Origin of the sequence: Mycobacterium sp. 141 (genome assembly GCF_000382405.1) — a bacterium.
GTDB lineage: Bacteria > Actinomycetota > Actinomycetes > Mycobacteriales > Mycobacteriaceae > Mycobacterium.
Genome location: NZ_KB908267.1, coordinates 11,866 through 33,414 on the forward strand (window position 1 = coordinate 11,866; position 21,549 = coordinate 33,414).

The following is a 21,549-nucleotide window of genomic DNA, read 5'->3' on the forward strand; positions in this document are numbered from 1 at the left end:
GAGTGAGGCCGCAGTCACTGATCCTCCCAGAGCAGCAATTGACGTACTGCCGGGCGTGAACCGTAGGGCTGCAGCATTTGACTGGCCGGCCGCGGGCGCACCCGTTGCGGCCACCAGAACCAGCGTCCCAGCAGCGCTGCGATGGACGGCGTCATGAACGAGCGCACGATCAGCGTGTCGAACAGCAGGCCCAGCGCGATCGTGGTCCCGATCTGACCGAGCACCCGAAGATCACTGAACGCGAACGAGGCCATCGTGAAGGCGAACACCAGTCCGGCGGCTGTGACGACCCCGCCGGTGCCGGCCATGGCGCGGATGATGCCGGTGTTGAGGCCCGCCCCGACTTCCTCCTTGAACCGGGAGATCAGCAGCAGGTTGTAGTCCGATCCCACCGCCAGCAGCAGGATCACGGCCAGCGCCAACACCACCCAGTACAGCGGGATGCCCAGGATGTCCTGCCAGACCAGTACCGAAAGCCCGAACGACGCGCCCAGCGACAGTGCCACGGTGCCCACGATGACCAGTGCGGCGACCAGGCTTCGGGTGATCAGCATCATGATGAGCAGGATCAGGCTGAGCGCCGAGATCCCGGCGATCATCAGGTCGTACTTGGCCATGTCCTGAATGTCTTTGTAGGTCGCGGCAGTCCCGCCGATGTAGATGTGGGACCCGGCCAGCGGTGTACCCTTCACGGCTTCGGCAGCGGCGTGCCGGATCGCCTCGATATGTGAAACCCCTTGGGGTGTCGCCGGATCGACGTCATGAGTGATGATCATCCGAGCGGCTTTGCCGTCCGGGGAAAGGAACAGTTTCAGGCCGCGCTGGAATTCGGGGTTGGTGAAGGCCTCCGGCGGTAGGTAGAACGAATCGTCGGTCTTGGCCGCATCGAAGGCCTGGCCCAGGGCGGTCGCGTTCGCCAGCGCCGCCGCAGTCTGGTCGTAGATTCCCGACTGGGTGGCGTAGTTCGTCATCGTCAGGTCGCGGTTGGTCTGCTGGCTGGCGATCTGCGGCGGGATCAGAGCCAACAGTTTCGGTTGGAGCTGATCCAGCTTGTCCAGGCTCGCCGTGACATTGCCCAACTGCTCGGTGAGCGCGTCGATTCCGTCGAGCGCGTCAAAGATCGATCGCAGCGCCGCACACATCGGGATGTCGAAACAGTGTGGCTCCCAATAGAAGTAATTGCGCAGGGGCCTGAAGAAGTCGTCGAAGTTGGCGATCTTGTCGCGCAGGTCCTGTGTCACCGCGACGGTTTGGTGGAACGCTTCGACCTGGTCGTGGGTAGCGGCGGCGCTCTGCTGTTGCAGGGCGTACTGCTGTCGAAGAATGCCGATGGTCTTGTCGATCTCACCGACCTGTTTGAGCAGATCGCGCGCGCGGTCCTGCTGGTACGCCAGGTTCTGGATCTGCGCGGCGCTTTGGGCACTGATCTGGAACGGTATGGAGGTGTGGTCCAACGGAGTACCCAACGGTCGGGTGATGGACTGCACCTGCGCAACCCCGGGTGTGTGGAAGACGGCCTTGGCGACTCTTTCCAGCAGGATCATGTTGGTCGGGTTCCGCAGGTCATGGTCCGACTCGATCATCAGCAGCTCGGGATTCAGCCGGGCTTTCGAGAAATGCCGCTCGGCAGCGGTGTAACCGACGTTGGACGGGGTGCTCGCCGGCATGTAGGAGCCGACGTCGTAGCTGGTTCGGTATCCGGGGAGGGCGAGCAGGCCGATCAGCGCAACTCCGATCGTCACCACCAGAATGGGCCCGGGCCACCGGACGACGGCGGTGCCCACCCGACGCCATCCCCGGGTGCGCGCCGTGCGCTTGGGTTCCAGGAGCCCGACCTGGCTGCTCAGCGTCAGTACGGCCGGTGTCAGGGTGAGCGCGGCGAAAAGCGCGACGAGGACCCCGATCGCGGCTGGAATACCCAGACTCTGGAAGTACGGCAGCCGGGTGAAGCTCAGGCAGAAGACCGCACCGGCGACGGTCAGTCCCGAGCCGAGGACGACATGGGCCGTCCCGCGGTACATGTTGAAGTACGCGGTCTGGCGATCCTCCCCGGCGCTACGACCTTCGTGATAGCGGCCGAGGACGAAGATCGCATAGTCGGTTCCGGCAGCGATCACCAGCAGTGTGAGCAGGTTGGTGGAATACGTTGAGAGACCGATGACCCCGGAGTTGGCCAGGAAAGCCACGATCCCACGGGCTGCGGCCATTTCGATGAGGACGGTGATCAGCACCAGAATCATGGTGACGACTGAGCGATAGACGAGAAGCAGCATGATCGCGATCACCAGGATGGTCAGCAGAGTGACCTTGGTGGTGCCCTCGTTACCCACTTCGAACTGGTCGGCGACTTGCGGTGCGGCACCGGTGACGTACGCCTTGACGCCGGGCGGTGCCGGAGTCCGGTTCACGATGTCGCGAACCGCGTTGACCGACTCCAGCGACAGCGCCTCGCCTTGGTTGCCGGCGAGAAATACCTGGACGTAGGCGGCCTTGCCGTCTTGGCTTTGCGAGCCCGCGGCCGTCAGCGGATCACCCCAGAAGTCCTGGATGTGCTGGACGTGCTTGTGGTCCTGCGATATTCGCCGAATCAGGTCGTCGTAATAGGCGTGGGCGTCGGCGCCGAGCGGCTGATCGCCCTCCAGGACGATCATCGCCGCACTGTCGGAATCGAACTCGCCGAACACCTGACCGATGCGTTTGAACGCCTGCAGCGACGGTGCATCAGGTGAACTCAAGGCGACGTTGTGCGCTTCGCCGACCACTTCCAACTGTGGGACGAGGACATTGGTGACCGCGGCGATGGCCAACCAGAACAGCACGATCGGCACCGCGAGCCGGCGGATCGTCTTCGCCGCGGTGTCGCCGCTCATCCGGACTTGTCCAGACAGTAGGTGTAGGCGTTGCGGGTGTCGGCCGAGCGCTCGTCTTTGATCACGTCATCGATGGTGATCCGGCAGCCGATCGAATCGCTGTTGCCCTGTGCCTGGACATTCACGAACACCGCGGGGTCGGTGGTGGTGGTGTCGTAGGACCACGGCAGCGATGCGTCGTCGACACGCTGGGGTTGAGCGTGGATGTCCAGATAATTGATCGACGCCATGCTGCCCGGCGGGCCGAAGACCTCAAGGACCACATGCTTGGGGTTGAACGGAACGATCTCGTTCGACAGGGCGCTGGGAGTTTCGGTGTGGTGGGTACCGAACGCACCGTGCAGTCGATACACGGAAAATGCGGCGACCGCGATCACCCCGAGTGCGACCAACAGCATCCAACCCCGCCTGACTGAGCTGCCAATCGAAAGTTTCTGCACCCGTTAGCCTTTCGATAACCGGTGACACGATCGCTGGGTTGTGGTCCTTCTCTCGCGACGAGGGAGGACCCCCTGAACGGTACGGTACGGTACTGTCTCGGGCAAGGCTTTGAGGGGATCTTGAAGTTCGGATGCTGCCTCACGTGACGGGCCGGGTGAGGCTGGGAAGGATGACCTCGTCGACGAGGGCCCGCACAGTCTCCGCAGTAGGCGGCCGGTTCGGGATGATCGAGCGGAAGATCAGGTAACCGGGCATCAGATCCCACAGTTCGTCGCTGATCGCGGCTTCACTGATCTCACCGCGCTCGACGGCTTTTCGCAGGATGAGCTCGAGCATCGCCTTCCGCGGGTCGAGGAACTGGTGCTGCATCGCGTCGCTCAACGCGGCGTCGCGCGACACCTCAACGAGCACCGCCCGGATGGTGGTGCCGTGCTGGTGGGCCTGCTCGCAGATCACCTGACCCACTCGCAGCAAATCGCCTCGCAGCGAGCCGGTCTCGGGGGGAACGGCCACCTGGCGGATGCCCTCGATGAAGGCGGCCAGTACCAATTCGCCTTTCGACGGCCATCGCCGGTACACCGTGGCCTTGCTCGCGCGCGCGGTCGCCGCCACGGCGTCCACGGTCAGCCGTTCGTAGCCGTGCTCCTGCAGTAGTCGCAATGTGACGGCGAGCAGTTCCGACTCGCGCGGTGACCACGGAGAGGACTCTGCGGCGAGGTGAACGGTCTCGGGCACAGCGCCCACCATAGATCCGTGAGGATAGTACGGTCCAGGACCGTACTGCACGGAAGGGGCGCCGTCAGTGGCCGAGTCGAATCTGGACGCCATGGGCGCGCAGTTGCTCGAAGGTGTAACTGAACTCGCCGCGGTGTCCGACCGAGACCACGTAGCGATCCTGGCCCTCGGTGACGGGGAAACTGAACGAGAAGGTGCAGTTGGTGCTGTCGCCCTTGCCCTGGCCGAGTGCCGTGGTCGTGAGAATCTCCCCTTTGCCGTTCTTTACGGTGACCTGCGTGTCACGGCCCACGTCGGAGTACCCGTTGGCCCCAACGCACGTTGCACCGTCGGCGGCGATTGCGTCCAGGCCCGCGGTATCGGTGACGACGAAAATTCCTGAGACAGTGGCGGTATCAAGGGTATGAAAACCCGGGGTGAACTGCGGGCAGAACGAGTCGACGGCGATCTTGTCGGCGGGCAAACCTTGCTGGGGCCCGCCGTCTTCGAGTTGACGGCACACCTGATGCCCGTGGGCGACGGCGTTGGCATCGGAATTGAACTGGTCCGTCAGCCCCGCTTCCCGCAATGCCGAGAGGTACCCGGTCTCCGGCGGCGGAGCTGGACGGCGAGCAACGGTCAGCAGCACCCAGGCCACCGTCGCCACCATGACGATGATGACGGTCGCGGCGGCCGTTCCGAGCCACGTCGAGCGGATCGATCGGACGGCGGGCAACTCGACATAGTCTGGCAGCATCCGGGCGCCGCCTGGATCCATCGATTGCGTTTTGCCGTCGCGTACCCGGTTCGTCGGACGGCCCGCGGCGTAGTAGCGGCCCTCATGACGTGCCGTGGGATCCGGGCGCCACCCCGTCAGAGCCGTGGAGTCCTGCAGCCGCCCGCAGCGACCGCACGTGCCACTGCGGTCGACGTCGGCACCGCAGAACGGGCACTTCCTCGATCCGCAATTCATCATCACCACTGTTATATGTCGGCCGGATCCGGTCCGTGTGCCATCCGCCGGCGGGGTGGCTCCGAACCACAGAGAGGACCGTCTCTGGGGAGGTGTCGTGGGAATCGTGCACAGCAGCGTGGTGGACTCGCCACGCGAAGAGGTCTTCGCGTGGCATGAGCGCCCCGGTGCGATACACCGACTGATGCCCCCGTGGCAGCCGTTGCACGTCGTGTCGGAGGCCGAGTCGCTGGCCGACGGCCGGGCAGTGCTGGGCTTACCCGGCGGCCTGCGGTGGACTGCGCAACACCAACCCGGGCCCTACGACCCGCCGGCCCGTTTCGTCGACGCACTGGCCCGCGACGGTTGGCGATCGCTCCCGGTGACCCTGATCGGATCGTGGCGCCACGAGCACCGCTTCGACGCCGTCGATGCCGGGCGCACCCGCGTCACCGATCATGTCGACACCGCTGTGCCGGGGAGCTTGCTGCGACAGACGTTTCGGTACCGGCACAGCCAGCTCGCCGAGGACCTGGCGAGCCATCGGTGGTCACATGAGCATGGCCGACGGCCGGGCACCGTCGCGGTGACCGGGTCGAGCGGCTTGGTGGGGACCGCGCTGACGGCGTTTCTGTCGACCGGCGGCTATCGGGTGATCCGCCTGGTCCGCAGCCAACCCCGTGGCGACGCCGAACGCCGCTGGCAACCCGACTCGCCCGACCCCCATCTGCTCGATGACGTCGATGCCGTTGTACACCTGGCGGGAAGCTCGATCGCCGGCCGGTTCACCGACGCTCACAAGCGTTCGGTGCGTGACAGCCGGATCGACCCGACGCGGCGGCTTGCGCAGTGCGCCGCGGCCGCCACCAACGGTCCGTCGACTTTCGTGTGCGCATCGGCGATCGGCTTCTACGGGTACGCCCGCGGGGATGTCGAGCTGGACGAAACCGCGACACACGGCGGCGGGTTTCTCTCCGATGTGGTCGCCGATTGGGAAGCCGCCACGGCACCGGCAACGGCGGCCGGTTTGCGGGTGGTCAACGTGCGCACCGGCATCGTGCAGACCCCGCGCGGCGGAACGCTGCGATTGATGCGGCCACTGTTCGCAGCGGGTCTGGGTGGCCGGTTGGGTAGTGGCAGGCAGTGGTTGTCGTGGATAGACATCGACGATCTCGTCGACGTGTATCACCGGGCACTGGTCGATCCTGCGCTGTCGGGTCCCGTGAATGCGGTGGCGCCACAACCGGTTCGCAACGCCGAGTACACCGCGACCCTGGCGCACGCCCTGCATCGGCCGGCGGTGTTGCCGGTACCCGATCTGGGGCCGGCCCTCCTGCTCGGCGAGCAGGGAGCACGCGAGTTGGCCGCGGCAAGTCAACGGGTGGTGCCGAGCCGGTTGCTCGAGGTCGGGCACCGCTTCCGCAGGCCTTCCCTCGAGCAGTGCCTGCGCCATCAGCTCGGGAGCATCGCGGCCGAGCCCGGGTGATGTGCGATGCCCACGGCAGTACCGGCGCCAACCGCACAACGTGAGGAGTGCACATGATCAGGATGCAGCGTCAGGTGACCACCGGCTGCCCACCGGAGGCGGCCTTCGCCTACCTTGCCGATTTCACCACGACCGAACAGTGGGATGCCGGGACGGTTCGCACCGAACGCATCTCCGGTGACGGCGGCGTAGGAACCCGCTACGCCAACACTTCCCGTTTCGCGGGGCGCACGAGTGACCTCGTCTACGTGGTAACTGCTCTCACTCCGGGCGAGTCCATCGAACTGCGGGGTGAGAACGCCTCGGTCGTCGCCCACGACACGGTCACCGTCGCCGCCCAGCCGAACGGGTGCGTGGTGACGTACCAGGCGGCATTCGCCTTCACGGGGTGGCTGCGCTGGATGGAACCATTGCTGCGATTCGCGGTCGCCGACCTGCTCAACAAGGGTGCCCAAGGTCTCGAACGCGAACTGGCGCGGCTACATTCGCTCGGCGCCGGGTGAGCACACCGAAATGCTTGGCGCTGCGTGCCCCCGCGCTCATGTCTCGACGGATATCGCGATCTCGTTGCGGCGCAGGCACGCCAGCGTCCACGGCGGATCGTAGAACCAGGCGCTGGGCTCGCCGACTGCTGTGAATCCGTAGTCTCGCAGCGTTTCTCGAAGCAGGCGAGTCTGCTCTGCCACTCGTGAGGGCCCGCGATCACCGCTGAAGCGCAGCACCGCAACGGTTTCCGGGGCTACCTCGACAAGTGCGACGCGCTCGTCGTCGGGGGTTGGCAACGATTGCAGCGTGGACCCGGTCGGCAGGTAGAACCGGATGACCCAGCCTCTTTCGTCACCGAGCTGCTGCCCGATCGGCAGTGTCGTCGCCGTCGGCTGAGCCCCGCCTCCGGTCGCCTGCTGCCCGACGGGCATGGTCATGGCGATCGATTCGCGGTGCTGGTTGGCGCCGAAGATGTAGCGTGCCAGGCGCCGGAAACCGGCGCTGCGGGCCGCTTCCTCGTTCGCCTGTACGTGCGTCTGGGCGGCGATCCGGGGCCCGTATTGCCGGATCTCCACACCGGGAACCAATGAGCGCACCGTATGCGGCGGCTCCTCGGTCCCGCTGCGGATGCCTACCGTCGACCCGGCGAACTCCAAGATGCGGGTCGCCGTCTCCTGCAACTGAGTCAACATGGCGAGTCCTTCCGATTCCGCTGGTTTCACGACAGCCCGATCGTCCCGGCGCAGTACCGCCACACCCGGTCGAGTTCGGCCCCGGTGTAGCGGGTCGTGGGTAGATAGTGGGTAGGCCTGATACGGCGGTCATGCCAGAACTGTCCCGAGGGCGGCGTCGGTGTCGTCGCGGTGAGCCATATCGCGGTGTCCGCGGCCTGCTCCGGAGTGCGCAGAATCGGACGGAACAGGCGGCGAAACCCGGGCAACGCCTGCGCGATACCTGGGGTGTCGGCCCAGCCCGGATGCATGGCGGCCACCGTCACCGATCGCCGTGCCCAGCGTTGGGCCAGCAGCGGCAACAGGGCGACCTGGATGCGCTTGCTGCGGGCGTAGGCGGTGGCGCCGTGGTAGCGACAGGTTCGGTATTCGATGTCGTCGGCGTCCAGAGACTGGGTGTACATCCCACCTGAGGAGACCAACACCACCCTCGGGTCTGGTGCGGCGGCCAGCAGAGGCAGCAGAAGTTCGGTCAGCAGCAGAGGCCCGAGCACGTGGGTGGCGAGGCACAGTTCATGTCCGTCGGCACTGTCGGTGCGCTGCGCGGGCAGCACTCCGGCGTTGTGGATCACCGCGTCGATCCGGCTGTGGCGGCGGCTCAGGTCAGCGGCGAACGCCCGGATGTCAGCGAATGAGGACACATCGCAGCGCTCGACGACGAGGTCGGCGTCGGGATCGGCTGCCGACAGTTCGTGGCGGGCGGCCTCGCCGCGGGAGCGGTCGCGAACAGTCATGAGCACGGTGGCGCCGCGTGCTGCGAGTCCCGCGGCAATTGCCCGTCCGATGCCCGAGTTCGCGCCGGTGACCAGAACGGTGGCGCCGGCCAGGGTCTCGCTCGCGGAATCGGGCGTCGGCCAGAACCGCTGCCGCAACCCGATGCCCACCCGGGAATACCCCAGGGCGATTGTCCGGTCGAGCAGTTCGTCAACTACGGCAGCGGTGGTCATCGACAGTGGTTCGCCGCGCGCACCGGCCCGGATGGGTCATCCGGTGCGAAATCAGGTCAGGGGAATGGTGACGACCGGGTTCCCTGTCGGCTGGGTCGACCCGGTGCCGGGTTCGACGGTGACCGCGACCGCGGCCGCCGAGTTCAGTGCCGGGATGACCTCGCCGCCCGGGGGTGGCATGGTGTCGGCGCTCATGGTGCCAGCCGATCTCGACGGTCCGGAGGACGGGATGAACCACATCTGGTACACGTGCCCCTGCGGGGGCGGCGGCACATTCGACATCGCCACCACGACGGCGTTGGCCTGGGCCGACGCACTCAGGGTGATGGTGCCGCCCGCGACCTCGGCAGTGGTGGTGCGGGTGTCGGGGTAAGCGAGGACCTGAGCGACCGACGGCACGGTGGTGGACTGATGGGTGGACCGCAGTACGACGACGCCTGCGACAGCGATCACGACGGCGGCCGCCGCGGCCACCACCACCCGCGTGATCAACCGGCGCCTGCGCGCACGGTGTCGAGCCAGATCGTCGGCGCCGTCACGCCCCGGTTGTTCCTGGATCGCGTGAAGCAACGATTCGCGCAGGCGCGCGGGTGGGGCAAGTGCGTCGCCGGCGGTGACGAGCGCCATGGTCTCCTGAGTGTCGGCGACGATCCGGGCAAACGCGTCGGCTGTGGGTGCGCCCGCGGTGGCCAGCCGGTGGGCGATCTCGGCGCGTTCGGCCTCGGACACGGCACCGAGCGCGTATGGGTAGGCGAGGTCGAGGAGCTCGTCGTCGGTGTGGCTGTCAGCCATCGAAACCCACCCCCAGACAGTTCTTCAGCCGGATCAGTCCGTCACGGATGCGGGTCTTGATGGCGGGGAGCCCGGAACCGAGGAGTTCGGCGACCTCGCGGTAGGTGTGGCCCCCGTAGTACGCCAGCGCGATCGCTTCCCGCTGGGTGTCGGTCAGGGTGGCGAGGCAATCGACGACTTGCTGCTCGTCCAACCGCTGACCGACCTCGTCTGCGACGACGTCGTGTTCCCGCCCCAAATGCGTGGCACCGTATGCGTGGTTGCGATCGCTGGCCGACTGTTCGGAGCGCACCCGGTCGACGCTGCGGCGTTGCGTCAGGGTCAACAGCCAGCCGATCGGGCTGGCGAGAGTCGGGTCGTAGTCCCGCGCCGCCGAGGTCCACACCTGCAGGTAGACCTCTTGGGAGACTTCCTCGGCCAGTGCCGGGTTGCGGACGATCCGGGAGGACAGACCGAAGACCCGTGCGCAGGTCATGTCGTAGAACTCGGTGAAGGCGTCGCGATCCCCGGCTGCGATCGCACCGAGGCGGCGGGCCAGCTCGGTTGCGTTGGCGGCCCGCGCGGCGGACGTGGATTCTGCTGCGCGGTCACCCGTGCCGCGGTCACGACCGCGGGGGGAGTCCATGTCGGGATCTTCGCACAGACCGGCCCGTCGAGGGGCGTCGTGTCCCTATCCAGCGCCATGATGACCACCGGAGGCGCGGTCGAGCACGAATTGGTGGACGTCGAGGTACCCGGAGGCGAAGCCGGCCTGGGAGTACGCCAGGTAGAACCGCCACATGCGCCGAAATATCTCGTCGAAACCCAGAGCTTCGGCGCCGCGGGTGTGGGAGGTGAACCGTTGCAGCCACAGGCGCAACGTGTGTGCGTAATGCGGACCGAACGAATACTGATCGATCACCCGAAGCCCGGTGCGGCTTGCGAGGATCTGCTCGAGCAGGTCCACCGATGGCAGGAATCCGCCGGGAAAGATGTACTTGTGGATCCAGGTAAATGTATTGCGGGTCGCGCGCATCCGGTGATCTGGCATCGTGATGGCCTGCAACGCGATTCGGCCATCCTCTGCGAGCAGCCGGTCCAGGGTGTGCAGGTAGGTGGGTAGGTAGCGGTGACCGACGGCCTCGATCATCTCGACCGAGACGATCGCGTCGTACCGGCCCCGCACATCGCGGTAGTCGCTCAACGCAACGGTGGCCTGGCCCGACAGCCCGGCGGCGGCGATGCGATGCTGAGCGAGGAGTTGCTGTTCACGCGACAACGTGATCGTGTGTACCCGGGCACCCCGCTGTGCGGCCCGGATCGCCAATTCTCCCCAGCCCGTGCCGATTTCGAGTAGCCGGGTGCCCGCGACGACGCCGGCGACGTCGAGAAGACGGTCGATCTTGCGGCGTTGTGCCTCGCCGAGGTCCTGCCATGCCGGCGCAGTGTCGACCCCGGCGAACAACGCCGACGAGTAGGTCATGGAATCGTCGAGGAACAGGCCGAAGAACTCGTTCGACAGATCGTAATGGTGGGCTATGTTCGCCCGGGCGTCGGTGCGAGCGCCGTATTGGCTGCGGGGTACCCGCGGCAGGCAGAGACCGCGCAGGCGATGCAGCGGCGCAGGCACGAGGGTGTCGATGCCGCCGGCCAGTACCGTCAAGACCGCCGCGAGATCGGGTGATGACCAGTCGCCGGCCATGTAGGACTCCCCGAAGCCGATCAGGCCGGCCGCGGCCAGGCGGGCGAAGAAATCATCGGGGCGGTGCACCACGATCCGCGGCGAAGAGGCGTCCGCGGCGGATATGGCACAGGCTGTGCCCGAATAGTCCACGCGGACGGGCAGATCGCGGGTGGCACGTCGGAACAATGCCTCCGCGATGGGAGCGCCGAACCGCGCGCGCGGACCACGAGGCACCCGGGCGATCTCGCGCCACGGCGTCGGACCCTGTTGATGGGCAGGGGTGATGTCGGTCTCGAGGGTCATCGAATCCTCTCCTGAGGTCGAGCGACAACAGGCAGACCGCGCGCCCAGAGACGCATGCCCTGCCACCGGATACGCACTGCCACCACCAGCGGAGCCAACGGAACGGCCACCAATGCCCGCAGCACCGTGGCGGTGTCTGCCGCATGGACGCGGCCGGTCATCGTGGCGCTGAAAACGGTGGAACCGGCCGGGTTGCGCAAGTGGACGGCGATCTGGAGTTGCCGGTCCGGCTCGGGAACATGTAGGCGGTATTCGCCCGCCACCGCGTTGAACGGGGAAACGTAGAAGTCCTTGGCCACGGTGGCATTACCGCGCGGGTCGGTGCGTAGCAGGTACCGGTGTCGACCTCCGTAGGTGTTGTGCACCTCGGCCACGACGCAGATCAATGCGCCGTCGCGGTCGTGGCACCAATACACCGTGAGCGGGTTGAACACGAAGCCGAGAACGCGCGCGTTGGTGAGCATCAGGACCCAGCCCTCACGCACCGAAATCCCCTGCTCGGCCAGGTACGCATCGATGTTGGCGCGCAGTCCGTGGTGCGGCACCCCGGCGTGGTCAGCGGACCTGAACTGGGCGAACGGCCGCAACAGGCGCGGCAGCTGCGGCAACTCGTCGAGGTCGACCAGCCAGCTGTAACTGCGGTAGCCGAATTCGTGATGGATCGGCCACCGGCGGACGTGCCGGATGTCAGTTCGAACGATCCGCGGCGACCTCACACCGCGCTCCCGAGTGCGCGGCGCAGCGGCGGCACAGCGCCCGACCAGCTGGCCTGGAGTCGTTGCGCGGCAAGGACACCCGAGCGCGCGCCATCCTCGTGGAAGCCCCATCCGTGATACGCGCCTGCGAACGCGATCCGGTGATCGCCCAACTCGGGCAGACGCCGTTGTGCCGCCACGAAATTCGGTGTGTACTGCGGGTGTTCGTAGACCATGGCCGCGTGCACCGCATCGGGATCGACTCTGCCGCCATCGCCGAGGGTGACCAGAAACCGTCGATCCGTTGCCGCGTCGATCCGTTGCAGACGGGTCAGGTCGTAGCTGACCAGGACCCGGTCCGGGGATGAGGCGCAGTCCGGCAGCCGATAGTTCCACGACGCTCGCGCCCGGTGGCGCGTCGGCAGCACCGACGTATCGGTGTGCAGCACAGTGTGGTTCACAGAGTAGGTCAAGGCGCCGAGAATTTCCGTCTCGGCGGCGGTGGGCTGGTCCAGGACGGCCAGAGCCTGGTCGGGATGGGTGGCGATGACGGCGGCATCGAACTGATCGAGCCGATCCGCGTCGTCGCGGACCACCACTCCCGACGCGGTGCGATGCACGGTGCGCACCGGAACGCCAGTGCGCACGGTGTGCAACCGCGCGGTGATCGCGTCCACATACCGGACTGAGCCGCCGGTCACGGTGCGCCATGTCGGTGAGCCGAACACCGTCAGCATCCCGTGGTGGTCAAGAAAGCGCAACAGATATCCGAGCGGGTAGTCCAGTGCGATGTTGGGGGGACACGACCAGACCGCGGCCACCAGCGGCACCATGAAATGCGCTGTGAAGTACCGGGAAAACCGCGCAGAGGTCAGGAACGCGCCGAGGGTGCGGCCACTGCCGTCGCCCTGTGCGAGTTCGGCGCGGGCCAGTCGGTGAAAGCGGGTCACCTCCGCGAGCATCCGCAGATAGCGCAGCCGAACCACCGAGGAGGGTTGCGCGAACAATCCGCCGGGTCCGTTGGCCCCGGCGTACTGCAGACCGCAGCCGTCACACCGCACGGACATCGACATGTCCGATTCCTGGGACTGCACGCCGAGTTCATCGAACAGCTTGAGCAGAGTCGGGTAGGTGCGGTCGTTGAAGACGATGAATCCCGAGTCGACCGCGACCGTGGATGCTTCCTCGTGGCCGCTCGGCAACCGATGGGTGTGCGCGTGCCCACCACAGCGTGGTTGCGCTTCGAACAGCGTGACCTCGGCGTTTCGGGCCAGCACCCACGCGGCGGTCAATCCGGACACGCCACTGCCGATGACAGCGATCCGCCGAACGAGCGATGTCTCCTCGTGTCGATTCACACCAGAGGTTCGTCGCCGCGCGGCACCTGGGTGGGTGCGCTGGTCACATCACGGGGTCGGTTCAATTCATCCGAAAGACTCGTCTCCTGGTCGCGGGTCGGCGTGGCGCGCGAGCAATGATTCACCCGGATGTAACCGCGCGTTCGACGCGTCGCGCGGCGCAGGGATGCGGATTGGACCACCATCTCCACTGTGGGTACGCAACGTCTGACGGCACCCGGCGAGATCCCTGACACCGGTATCCCGGCCGCCGTGGCCGCCGGCATGACGATGGCCGAGCAGTACGACTGGCATCAGGACTATCTACGCAGGCACCGGGTATCGCGACGGAATTTTCTGCGCGGGTCGGCAGCGCTGTCGGCGGTCGCCGGTCTGGGTGTCTCACCGTTCGGTCACCGCGCCTACGCCGCCGATGCTCCGCTGACGGTGGCCAATCGTCGAGTGGGCTACGGCTCGGACGCTGCCACTGAACTGCGGTTGGCGGCACAGTTGTCGCGCAGTCCCGGCAACTTGAAAGTCTTCGTCGATCACGGGCCGACGCCGGTGCTGGGCGCGACGGTCGAGGCTGAGGTACGCAACCTCGTGACGCAGATCCCGGACAGTCGCGGGGGTGTGCTGGCCGCTGAGCAGTTCTACGCCCACGTGCCCGTCAACGGTCTGTCGGGACGGGCGCGGCACTTCTACCGGTGGCGCACCGAGGACGGTTTCGTCAGCGACGTCCTGTCAGCATCCACGGCGATGCCGAGCGCACGTGATGCGCAGGTTCCATTCCGATTCACCATGCTGGGCGACCAGGGGACCGACGACACTCCGGCGCTGCCACCGGGACTGGTACCCGGTGATTACGACGACCGCTACTACCAGGCCGACAACGCCCCAACCGTCGCCCACACCAGTAACCTGCTGAATCAGATCGTGGCGTCGCAACCCGACTTCCACGTATTGGCAGGGGATATCGCTTACGCCGATCCGTCGGGGGCAGGTAAGCCGGGCACGTTCGTACCCTCGGGCGGGGGCAACCCGCCATCCGGGTTCGACAAGTTCAATCCCTTTGTCTGGGATGTCTATTTCGGGTCTATCGAGCGCAGCGCCGCGACGACGCCGTGGATGTTCGCCACCGGCAACCACGACATGGAGGCCAGCTATACGGTGCACGGATATGCCGGCCACCTGGCCCGTCTCGATTTTCCGGGCAACGGCCCGACGGCCTGCCCTTCGGTGTATTCGTTCGTGTACGGCAACGTCGCGGTGCTCTCCCTGGACGCCAACGACGTCAGCTACGAGATCAAGGCGAACACCGGCTACTCCGGCGGTACTCAGAACACCTGGGTGGAAAGCACCCTGGCCGCGCATCGGGCCGATCCCAACATCGATTTCATCGTCTGCTTCTTCCACCACTGTGCGTATTCGACGACCGATTCGCACGCCAGCGACGGCGGGGTCCGCGCGGCGTGGGGCGGGTTGTTCGACCGGTATCGAGTGGATCTGGTGTTGCAGGGCCACAATCACGTGTTCGAGCGGACCGATCCGATCCGCGGGGGCACCCCGACCCGGGTCGCCGGAGACAATGCCATCGTCTACCCCGACACGGATGGCACGGTGTACTACACGGTGGGCTCGGGCGGTCGGCCGCGCTACCACTTCCAGCCCGGTGAGCTGGAGAGTTATCGCGGCCACGACATCACCGACACCTTCGTCCCCAACAGCTATGTCTGGGATGCCAACGGAGACAAGGACCCTGAAGCCGTCGCCTGGTCGCGCGTGCGGTTCCGCAACTACGCCTTCATCCGCGCCGATGTCCGGCCCGGAACGTTCGTCAGCGAGATGGACGTCGTCGCCGTCGACGAATACGGCAACGAACTCGACAAAGTCACCTACCGTCGCCAAGCGTCGTAGCCTCGGTTACATGATGAAACCGGCACCGCCATCGGCAGCCACCGTCGCTCGATTCGGTCGGGCAGCCTGGTTCTTCGGGAATACCTACGAGGCTGTGGTCGGTGTTCCGCAGCTGATCGCACGCTGGCACCGGGTCAACGCGGTACGGCTAATGTTGCTGATTGCTACCGAGGTGCTCGTTCGGCGGATCGAGCCCTCAGCACGTCAGCGATGGGGCACCGCCCCGCAGACACAATCGAATAACCCAGCAGTCAAGGAGAATTCATGAGGATCGGAATTGTGGTCGGGTCAATCCGCGAGGGCCGCAACGGTAAAGCCGTCGGTGACTGGGTCGCCAAAGGCGCCGCGCAGCGCACCGACGCTGATTTCGAGATTCTGGATCTCAAAGAGTTCGACGTCCCCCTGCTGGCCTCGGCGACGGTTCCGGGGGCGGCGAACAAGCAATACGATTCGCCGAACGTCACACGTTGGAGCCAGGCGATCGACTCGTGCGACGGATTCATCTTCGTCACCCCCGAGTACAACCACGGGGTCCCTGGTGCGTTGAAGAACGCCTTCGACAGTCTCGGCAACGAATGGTTCCGCAAGACGGTCGCTTTCGTGTCCTACGGCGCAGACGGTGGGATCCGTGCCGTCGAGCAGTGGCGGCAGATCGTCGCCAACTTTCAGATGGTTGATGTCCGAGCCCAGGTGGCACTGTCACTGTTCCAGGACTTCGGTGGTGACGGGTTCGCCCCACAGGATCGACGCGACGGCGAATTGGGCACGTTGTTCGACCAATTGATCCCCCTGACCGGCAAGCTGAGCGCCTGATCGTTCAGCGCGTCGTCTTCAGACGCGAAAGCGCTGCGACGGTGAGAGCTTCGACGCCTGTGGACAGCGTGGGTTCGAGAACCGGTGCGAACAGCGGGGAGTGGTTGGTCGGTACCGGTCGGCCGCTGCGAGCCGATTCGTCGAACCGCTCCTGGGAGTAACCACCCCAGAACCAGAAGGCCGTCGGAGCACCCGCGGTCGTGCCGAAGTGACCGACATCCTCACTTGCGGCGAGCGGCTCGGGATTCTCGATGACCCGCTCTGCGCCGAAGTGCTCGCGAAACACCGTGGCCAGTTCCTGCATGACGGGGTCGTCGACGACCGTCACCGGGAAGCTGTGCGTGGTGCTCACCGTGGGTTCTTTGGTTGCGCGGGAGGCCGTCGCCTCGGCCTGGGCGATCCGGGTGATCGATGCCAGCGTTCTGCTTCGCACCCCCTCGTCGAAAGTGCGCACATTGATCCCGAGTTCCGCGTCGTCTGGGATGATGTTGTCTTTCGTGCCGGCGTGCAGGTACCCGACGGTGACGACGGCGGGGTCGAACGGTGACAACTCCCGCGACACGATCGTCTGTAGACGCTGCACGACATTGGCCGCCAGCACCACGGGATCCACGGTCGAATCCGGTTGTGAGCCGTGTCCGCCATGGCCGAACAGCTGCATCTTCAGCGAGTCGGACGCGGCCATCGCCACCCCGGTCTTGTAGGCGATCATCCCGGCTGGGAGCGGGCCGACGTGCTGGCCGAGAACCACGTCGGGGGACGGGAAGCGGTCCAAAATGCCGTCGGCGATCATTGCGGCTGCGCCGCCGCCGATCTCCTCGGCCGGCTGGAACACCGCGACCACGGTGCCCGACCAGTGTTTCTTGAGCTCGATCAACAGCTGTAGGACGCCGACGAGCGCCGTCGTGTGCATATCGTGCCCGCACGCGTGCATGACCGGGACGTCCTTGCCGTCCGGATCGATGGCGTGCGCCGTGCTGGCATAGGGCAGACCGGTCTGTTCCTGCACAGGGAGTGCGTCGAAGTCGGCACGCAGCCAGACGACCGGCCCGGGTCCGTTGGCCAGGACTGCCACCACGCCGGTGCCGCCGACCCCGGCAGTCACGTCAAGACCGAGCGGCGCGAGCGCCTGCTGGACCCTTTCGGCGGTGCGGTGTTCCTGAAATGACAGCTCGGGGTGTGCGTGCAGGTCGCGATAGAAGTCAGTGAGTGCCGCACCCAGCCGGCCGGACCAGTTTTTCGGCAAATCGATTGTCACAGTCGCATCTCCCAGTCGGTGCTTGCCTCAGCGTAAGCCGCGATGCTGTGGGTAAGCATCGCGTACGGGCTGGGTTGGCGGCGAAACCTCGGAGAACCGACCCGCTCATCGCTGAGCTTCCACACTCGGATCGTGGATCTCAGTTCAGGTCAAGGCGATTCGTTCACACGCTGGGCCGTCGCGAGATGGTCGGGTCGATGGGCCGCGTCGGTGCGGTCGGCAGATGACAATGGATCCGTTGAGTTCGGTTGCCGCGAAACGCTTTTGCAGTCGCCGTGGTGCGCAGTGAGTGTCGTCGTCACACTCAAGTCCCTATGGGGCAGCCGTCAATTCACCTTGACCAGGTTGAACGGTGCGGAGAGAGTTTGAGGTTTGTCGCCACAAACCCCGGTGTTATAAGAGCTGGTCCAGCCGGCGAGCGTGACAGCGTCCCACGAATACGAGACTGGGCCGGGATGTACGCTGCCGTCCTTGCAACCGATCGCATCTGGCCGATCGACGGACATGGTCCAGTAACCGACAGACAAGTGGGCGTCGGCAGTCCACGGCTGCGCCTCACCGCCCGTTTGCGCCACGTGCACACAGGGGATGAAGGAGTCATCGCACGGGGTAAGCGCCCAGGTGCCCTGGTCTGAGCCGCCGATCTCGAGGGTGTACGCGCCGGCCAGGTCGTCCGCCGAAGCCGGGCTTGCGAAGACGCAAGCGGCGGCGAGACCCGCGCCGATCACGGAAGCGGCAACCGGCCGAGTGATGTTCATCGTGCTCCTAGCTTGTTGCGTGGCGAATGTCGGAAACGACGGGCCACTGTACCTGACACGTTTGCTCCCGGGGTTCATCCCGCTGGGGTCGATGCTGACCGAGCCGATGGACACCTGGTGGCAGGGTATCGGGTCCGCTCCAGCGGTTGGCGGTGCATATTTGCCGACCTATTCGCAGCAAATAATGAGGTGGCGTAGTCGGACGCCCGCATCGCACCTGAAAGCTCAATCTCGATACCGACGGTAGCGGCTGTCACCTCTGTTTTACCGCTTATAAAAGCGGACGAGTCCGAGATGGTGTGACTCAAACGGTCCGCAAACAGCACACTTTGGTGACGTTCTGCCAGTTCGCTAAAAGTGGCTCCTCGGGATATAAATTTATATGGCGAATCTGTTTGCTCGGAATTAACTTGAAGGTCGAAATCATCGATGTCGCGGAACGGCAACCGCGGTTACTACGGCGAATCTCGAACCTGAGTACAGCCTGATAAACCACCAGATATCGATCGGCGGGTGACGCCCTGACGATGGCGCCCCAGTGTCGTGACAGTCGTCTGACACGTGTAAAAAACTGGCTTGTACTGCATAAATGAGGAAGAGAGACCTGCGGCGAGGACGCCTGAGAAGAGCTGAGGGGTTCTCAGTCTTCTGCAAGGTCCGTCAAGCGTCAGCTACTTGAAAATGAAATTAAATGAGGTCAGAGTGCCTGAGACTTGGCGCTGAAGAATGGACGTGTGTTACGTTGCTAGTGCTTGGTGGTCAAGCACTATCCGAGGGGAGAATTCCTACATGTCCAAGCAGCACAAGAATATCGGCCGAGGTCGCAGCTCTCGGCAGGTACGGAAGCCAATGATGGCGGCAGTGGCCGCTATCGGCGCCGGCGGCATGATCCTGGGCGCCCCCGCCGCAGGGTTGTTGACGGCGCCTGCAGCCCAGGCAGCCCCCATCGAGATTTCCGATTTCTTCGGAGCCGGGTTTGACTCGCTGCCCACGCCGAACTCACTTCTGGCGCCCGGGTTCGACATCGCGGACTCGTTGCTCGACCTCGCTGGTGCAATCCCGATCGTCAACATCTTCGTCGGCAACGGCGCGGACGGCGCGGCGGGGCAGGACGGCGGCGACGCCGGCATGCTCATCGGCAACGGCGGCAACGGCGGCAACGCATATTACGACGCCACCTCGAAGACGTGGACCAATGGCGGCAACGGCGGCAACGCCGGGCTCTTCTTCGGCAACGGTGGTAACGGTGGCGCCGGTGGCTACGGCGGCTACGACACTGAAACCGGCGTCGCGGTCGAGGCGAGCAACGGCGGTAACGGCGGCAACGCCTCGTTCTTCGTCGGCAACGGTGGTAACGGCGGCGCCGGTGGCGCGGGCCGCGACGGCCAGGCCGGCGTGAACCCCCGGCCCGACGCGGACAACCCGGTCGACGGACTCGCTGACGGTGTCGACGGCGTCGCCGATACCGGCCAGGCCGGCACCGACGGCGGAATCAACGGCGGCAACGGCGGCAACGGCGGATCGGGCAACCTCGCCGTGGTCGGTAGCGATGGCGCTGGCGGTAACGGCGGCAACGCCCTCGGCGGCGGTGGTAACGGCGGCAACGGCGGCGACGGCGCCCTTTCGAACGGCGTAGTGGCTGGCGGCAACGGTGGCAACGGCGGTAACGGGTTTGCCTCGTCGGCGAATGGCGAGGACGGTGGCCCCGGCGGTAACGGCGGTGCCGGCGGTGCCGGTGGCTTCCTGTTCGGCACCGGTGGTAACGGCGGATGGGCCGGCGACGGCGGTCGAGGCGGCGACGGCGCCGCCGGTGGTAACGGTGGTAACGGTGGTAACGGTGGCGCCGGCATCAACGCCGAAAACGGCGGCAACGGCGGCAACGGTGGTAACGGTGCCGACGGTGCCAACGGTGGTGCGGGCGGCAACGGTGGTGTCGGCGGACCGGCCGGGTCCAGCGGGTTCATCCCGTTCCTGACCAACTCCGGGAGCGCCGGTAAGGACGGCAACGGCGGCGACGGCGGTACCGGCGGCGCCGGCGGCAATGTCGGCAAGGGCGGCGCGGGTGGCGTGGCCACCGGCACCGGCACCAGCGGCACGGCCGGCAATGACGGCACCACGGCCGGTGTCGGCGGCAAGGGTGGCCCCGGCGGCAGCGCTGGCGGATCCACCGGCACGGCCGGCAAGACCGGTAACGACGGCGCGGCCGGCAAGGGCGGAGTGTCCAAGGCCGGGTAGTCCGCTAGCCGGCAGGGGACTCGACAGAGTTCCGCACGGTCTGATCCCAGGGGCGTCGCCCCCCGACGCCCCTGGGACTTCCACACACCGGTAAGTAGTTCGGCAGAACACCGGGTCCCACATGGGCCCGGTGTTCTTGCATGTCATGTCATGAGGAGAGACGCGTGATGATCACCGCACCCGGTGCCACCGACGCCGACGCCACCACCCGTGACGAATATCCGCCCGGTCACGCGCTGCTCCCGGTCGCAGAAGTGGGACGTCTGCTGCTGCGCTGTGCGGACCGGCCGGGACTGGTCGCCGCGGTCAGCACCTTCCTGGCTGATGCGGGTGCCAATATCGTGTCGTTGGATCAACATTCCACCCAGTCGTCGGGCGGAATGTTCGTGCAGCGCACCATCTTTCATCTCCCGGGTCTGGCCGCCAGGCGCGACGAGCTGGAACGAGACTTCTCCGAGCGGATCGCCGAGCGGTTCGGCATGGACTTCACGATGACCGAGGCCGCCAAACCCAAACGCGTCGCGATCATGGCGTCGAAGCAGGACCACTGCCTGCTTGATCTGCTGTGGCGCAACCGCCGTGGTGAGCTGGATATGTCGGTGGTGATGGTGATCGCCAACCATCCCGACCTGGCCGACCAAGTGCGCCCGTTTGGCGTGCCGTTCATCCACGTGCCCGCGCACAAAGATATCCGCCAAGATGCCGAACGTCGCCTACTCGACTTGCTGCGGGGCAACGTCGACCTCGTGGTGCTCGCCCGCTACATGCAGATCATCACCCCACAGTTCCTCGACGAGGTGGGGTGCCCGTTGATCAACATCCACCACTCGTTCCTGCCGGCGTTCATCGGTGCGGCACCCTATCGGCGCGCCAAGCAGCGCGGCGTCAAACTCGTGGGTGCAACTGCCCATTACGTCACCGAAAACCTCGACGAGGGCCCTATCATCGAACAGGACGTGGTGCGTGTCGACCACCGCCACAGCGTGGAGGACCTGTCCCGCTTGGGTGCTGACGTCGAACGCGCGGTGCTCTCGCGTGCGGTGTTGTGGCACTGCGAGGACCGCGTCATCCGATCCGGCAACCACACCATCGTCTTCTGACGCCACGCTGCCGCCGCGAACTCCGGTGGTACACCGTCGTTTCCGCGACGG

19 protein-coding genes are annotated in these 21,549 nt (G+C 65.9%); 6 read left to right on the top strand and 13 right to left on the bottom strand.

The window, feature by feature from the left end:
• Nucleotides 1–14 precede the first annotated feature (14 nt).
• From H276_RS0116270 to H276_RS0116285, 4 genes are all read right to left on the bottom strand, one after another.
• Nucleotides 15–2,870 (bottom strand): RND family transporter, encoded by a 2,856-nt coding sequence (locus tag H276_RS0116270; RefSeq protein ID WP_019972361.1) that lies wholly within the window; start codon nucleotides 2,868–2,870, stop codon nucleotides 15–17.
• Nucleotides 2,867–3,310: an MmpS family transport accessory protein gene (locus tag H276_RS0116275; protein WP_196807938.1), complete on the bottom strand. Its 444-nt coding sequence runs from the start codon at nucleotides 3,308–3,310 to the stop codon at nucleotides 2,867–2,869. The genes H276_RS0116270 and H276_RS0116275 overlap by 4 nt, the downstream gene beginning before the upstream one ends.
• Nucleotides 3,311–3,449: 139 nt before the next feature.
• Nucleotides 3,450–4,058 carry a TetR/AcrR family transcriptional regulator gene (locus tag H276_RS0116280; RefSeq protein ID WP_019972363.1) on the bottom strand — a complete coding sequence of 203 codons (609 nt, stop codon included), beginning with the start codon at nucleotides 4,056–4,058 and terminating at the stop codon, nucleotides 3,450–3,452.
• Nucleotides 4,059–4,110: 52 nt separating this feature from the next.
• Entirely contained in the window at nucleotides 4,111–4,998 is an 888-nt protein-coding gene (locus tag H276_RS0116285; protein ID WP_036461235.1) for a DUF732 domain-containing protein, read from the bottom strand.
• A 97-nt stretch (nucleotides 4,999–5,095) separates the two neighbouring features.
• On the opposite strand from H276_RS0116285, the gene H276_RS0116290 reads away from it, so the two are divergent.
• Together H276_RS0116290 and H276_RS0116295 are read left to right on the top strand one after the other, a co-directional pair.
• The gene (locus H276_RS0116290; RefSeq protein WP_019972365.1) at nucleotides 5,096–6,463 is read left to right on the top strand and encodes a TIGR01777 family oxidoreductase; all 1,368 of its coding nucleotides are present in this window, start codon (nucleotides 5,096–5,098) and stop codon (nucleotides 6,461–6,463) included.
• A gap of 53 nt (nucleotides 6,464–6,516) precedes the next feature.
• Complete coding sequence (locus H276_RS0116295) at nucleotides 6,517–6,966, top strand: SRPBCC family protein (protein WP_019972366.1); 450 nt, start codon at nucleotides 6,517–6,519, stop codon at nucleotides 6,964–6,966.
• 36 nt (nucleotides 6,967–7,002) lie between these two features.
• Here the strand turns inward: H276_RS0116295 and H276_RS0116300 are convergent, their stop codons facing one another.
• Genes H276_RS0116300 through H276_RS0116330 form a run of 7 tightly spaced genes read right to left on the bottom strand, consistent with a single transcriptional unit; the run spans nucleotide 7,003 to nucleotide 13,438 of the window.
• Nucleotides 7,003–7,641, bottom strand: a complete 639-nt coding sequence (locus H276_RS0116300; RefSeq protein WP_026357078.1) for a heme-binding protein — start codon at nucleotides 7,639–7,641, stop codon at nucleotides 7,003–7,005.
• A 26-nt stretch (nucleotides 7,642–7,667) separates the two neighbouring features.
• A complete protein-coding gene (locus tag H276_RS0116305) occupies nucleotides 7,668–8,627 on the bottom strand; it encodes an SDR family NAD(P)-dependent oxidoreductase (protein ID WP_019972368.1) in 960 nt (319 codons plus the stop codon).
• 51 nt (nucleotides 8,628–8,678) lie between these two features.
• The gene (locus tag H276_RS0116310; RefSeq protein ID WP_019972369.1) at nucleotides 8,679–9,419 is read right to left on the bottom strand and encodes an anti-sigma factor; all 741 of its coding nucleotides are present in this window, start codon (nucleotides 9,417–9,419) and stop codon (nucleotides 8,679–8,681) included.
• Nucleotides 9,412–10,044: an ECF RNA polymerase sigma factor SigK gene (sigK, locus tag H276_RS0116315; protein WP_019972370.1), complete on the bottom strand. Its 633-nt coding sequence runs from the start codon at nucleotides 10,042–10,044 to the stop codon at nucleotides 9,412–9,414. Before sigK ends, H276_RS0116310 begins: the two co-directional genes overlap by 8 nt.
• Nucleotides 10,045–10,089: 45 nt before the next feature.
• Entirely contained in the window at nucleotides 10,090–11,385 is a 1,296-nt protein-coding gene (locus H276_RS0116320) for a cyclopropane-fatty-acyl-phospholipid synthase family protein (protein ID WP_019972371.1), read from the bottom strand.
• Nucleotides 11,382–12,101, bottom strand: a complete 720-nt coding sequence (locus H276_RS0116325) for a DUF1365 domain-containing protein (RefSeq protein WP_019972372.1) — start codon at nucleotides 12,099–12,101, stop codon at nucleotides 11,382–11,384. The genes H276_RS0116320 and H276_RS0116325 overlap by 4 nt, the downstream gene beginning before the upstream one ends.
• On the bottom strand, nucleotides 12,098–13,438 hold the full coding sequence (locus H276_RS0116330) for an NAD(P)/FAD-dependent oxidoreductase (RefSeq protein ID WP_019972373.1): 1,341 nt from the start codon (nucleotides 13,436–13,438) through the stop codon (nucleotides 12,098–12,100). Before H276_RS0116330 ends, H276_RS0116325 begins: the two co-directional genes overlap by 4 nt.
• Before the next feature lie 264 nt (nucleotides 13,439–13,702).
• Here H276_RS0116330 and H276_RS0116340 point away from each other — a divergent pair, with 264 nt between their 5' ends.
• Nucleotides 13,703–15,334 (top strand): metallophosphoesterase, encoded by a 1,632-nt coding sequence (locus tag H276_RS0116340; protein ID WP_231376700.1) that lies wholly within the window; start codon nucleotides 13,703–13,705, stop codon nucleotides 15,332–15,334.
• Between the two features lie 264 nt (nucleotides 15,335–15,598).
• A complete protein-coding gene (locus tag H276_RS0116350) occupies nucleotides 15,599–16,147 on the top strand; it encodes an NADPH-dependent FMN reductase (RefSeq protein ID WP_019972377.1) in 549 nt (182 codons plus the stop codon).
• A gap of 4 nt (nucleotides 16,148–16,151) precedes the next feature.
• On the opposite strand, the gene H276_RS0116355 is transcribed toward H276_RS0116350, so the two are convergent.
• Both H276_RS0116355 and H276_RS0116365 read right to left on the bottom strand, forming a co-directional pair.
• Nucleotides 16,152–17,405 carry an amidohydrolase gene (locus tag H276_RS0116355; RefSeq protein ID WP_019972378.1) on the bottom strand — a complete coding sequence of 418 codons (1,254 nt, stop codon included), beginning with the start codon at nucleotides 17,403–17,405 and terminating at the stop codon, nucleotides 16,152–16,154.
• Between the two features lie 326 nt (nucleotides 17,406–17,731).
• Nucleotides 17,732–18,163, bottom strand: a complete 432-nt coding sequence (locus H276_RS0116365; RefSeq protein ID WP_019972380.1) for a hypothetical protein — start codon at nucleotides 18,161–18,163, stop codon at nucleotides 17,732–17,734.
• Between the two features lie 852 nt (nucleotides 18,164–19,015).
• Between H276_RS0116365 and H276_RS25550 the strand changes: the two genes are divergently transcribed.
• A complete protein-coding gene (locus H276_RS25550; protein WP_304412250.1) occupies nucleotides 19,016–20,398 on the top strand; it encodes a PGRS repeat-containing protein in 1,383 nt (460 codons plus the stop codon).
• A 167-nt stretch (nucleotides 20,399–20,565) separates the two neighbouring features.
• Nucleotides 20,566–21,498, top strand: coding sequence for a formyltetrahydrofolate deformylase (gene purU / locus H276_RS0116375; RefSeq protein ID WP_155943137.1), 933 nt, complete (start codon nucleotides 20,566–20,568; stop codon nucleotides 21,496–21,498).
• The last annotated feature ends 51 nt before the right edge of the window (nucleotides 21,499–21,549 follow it).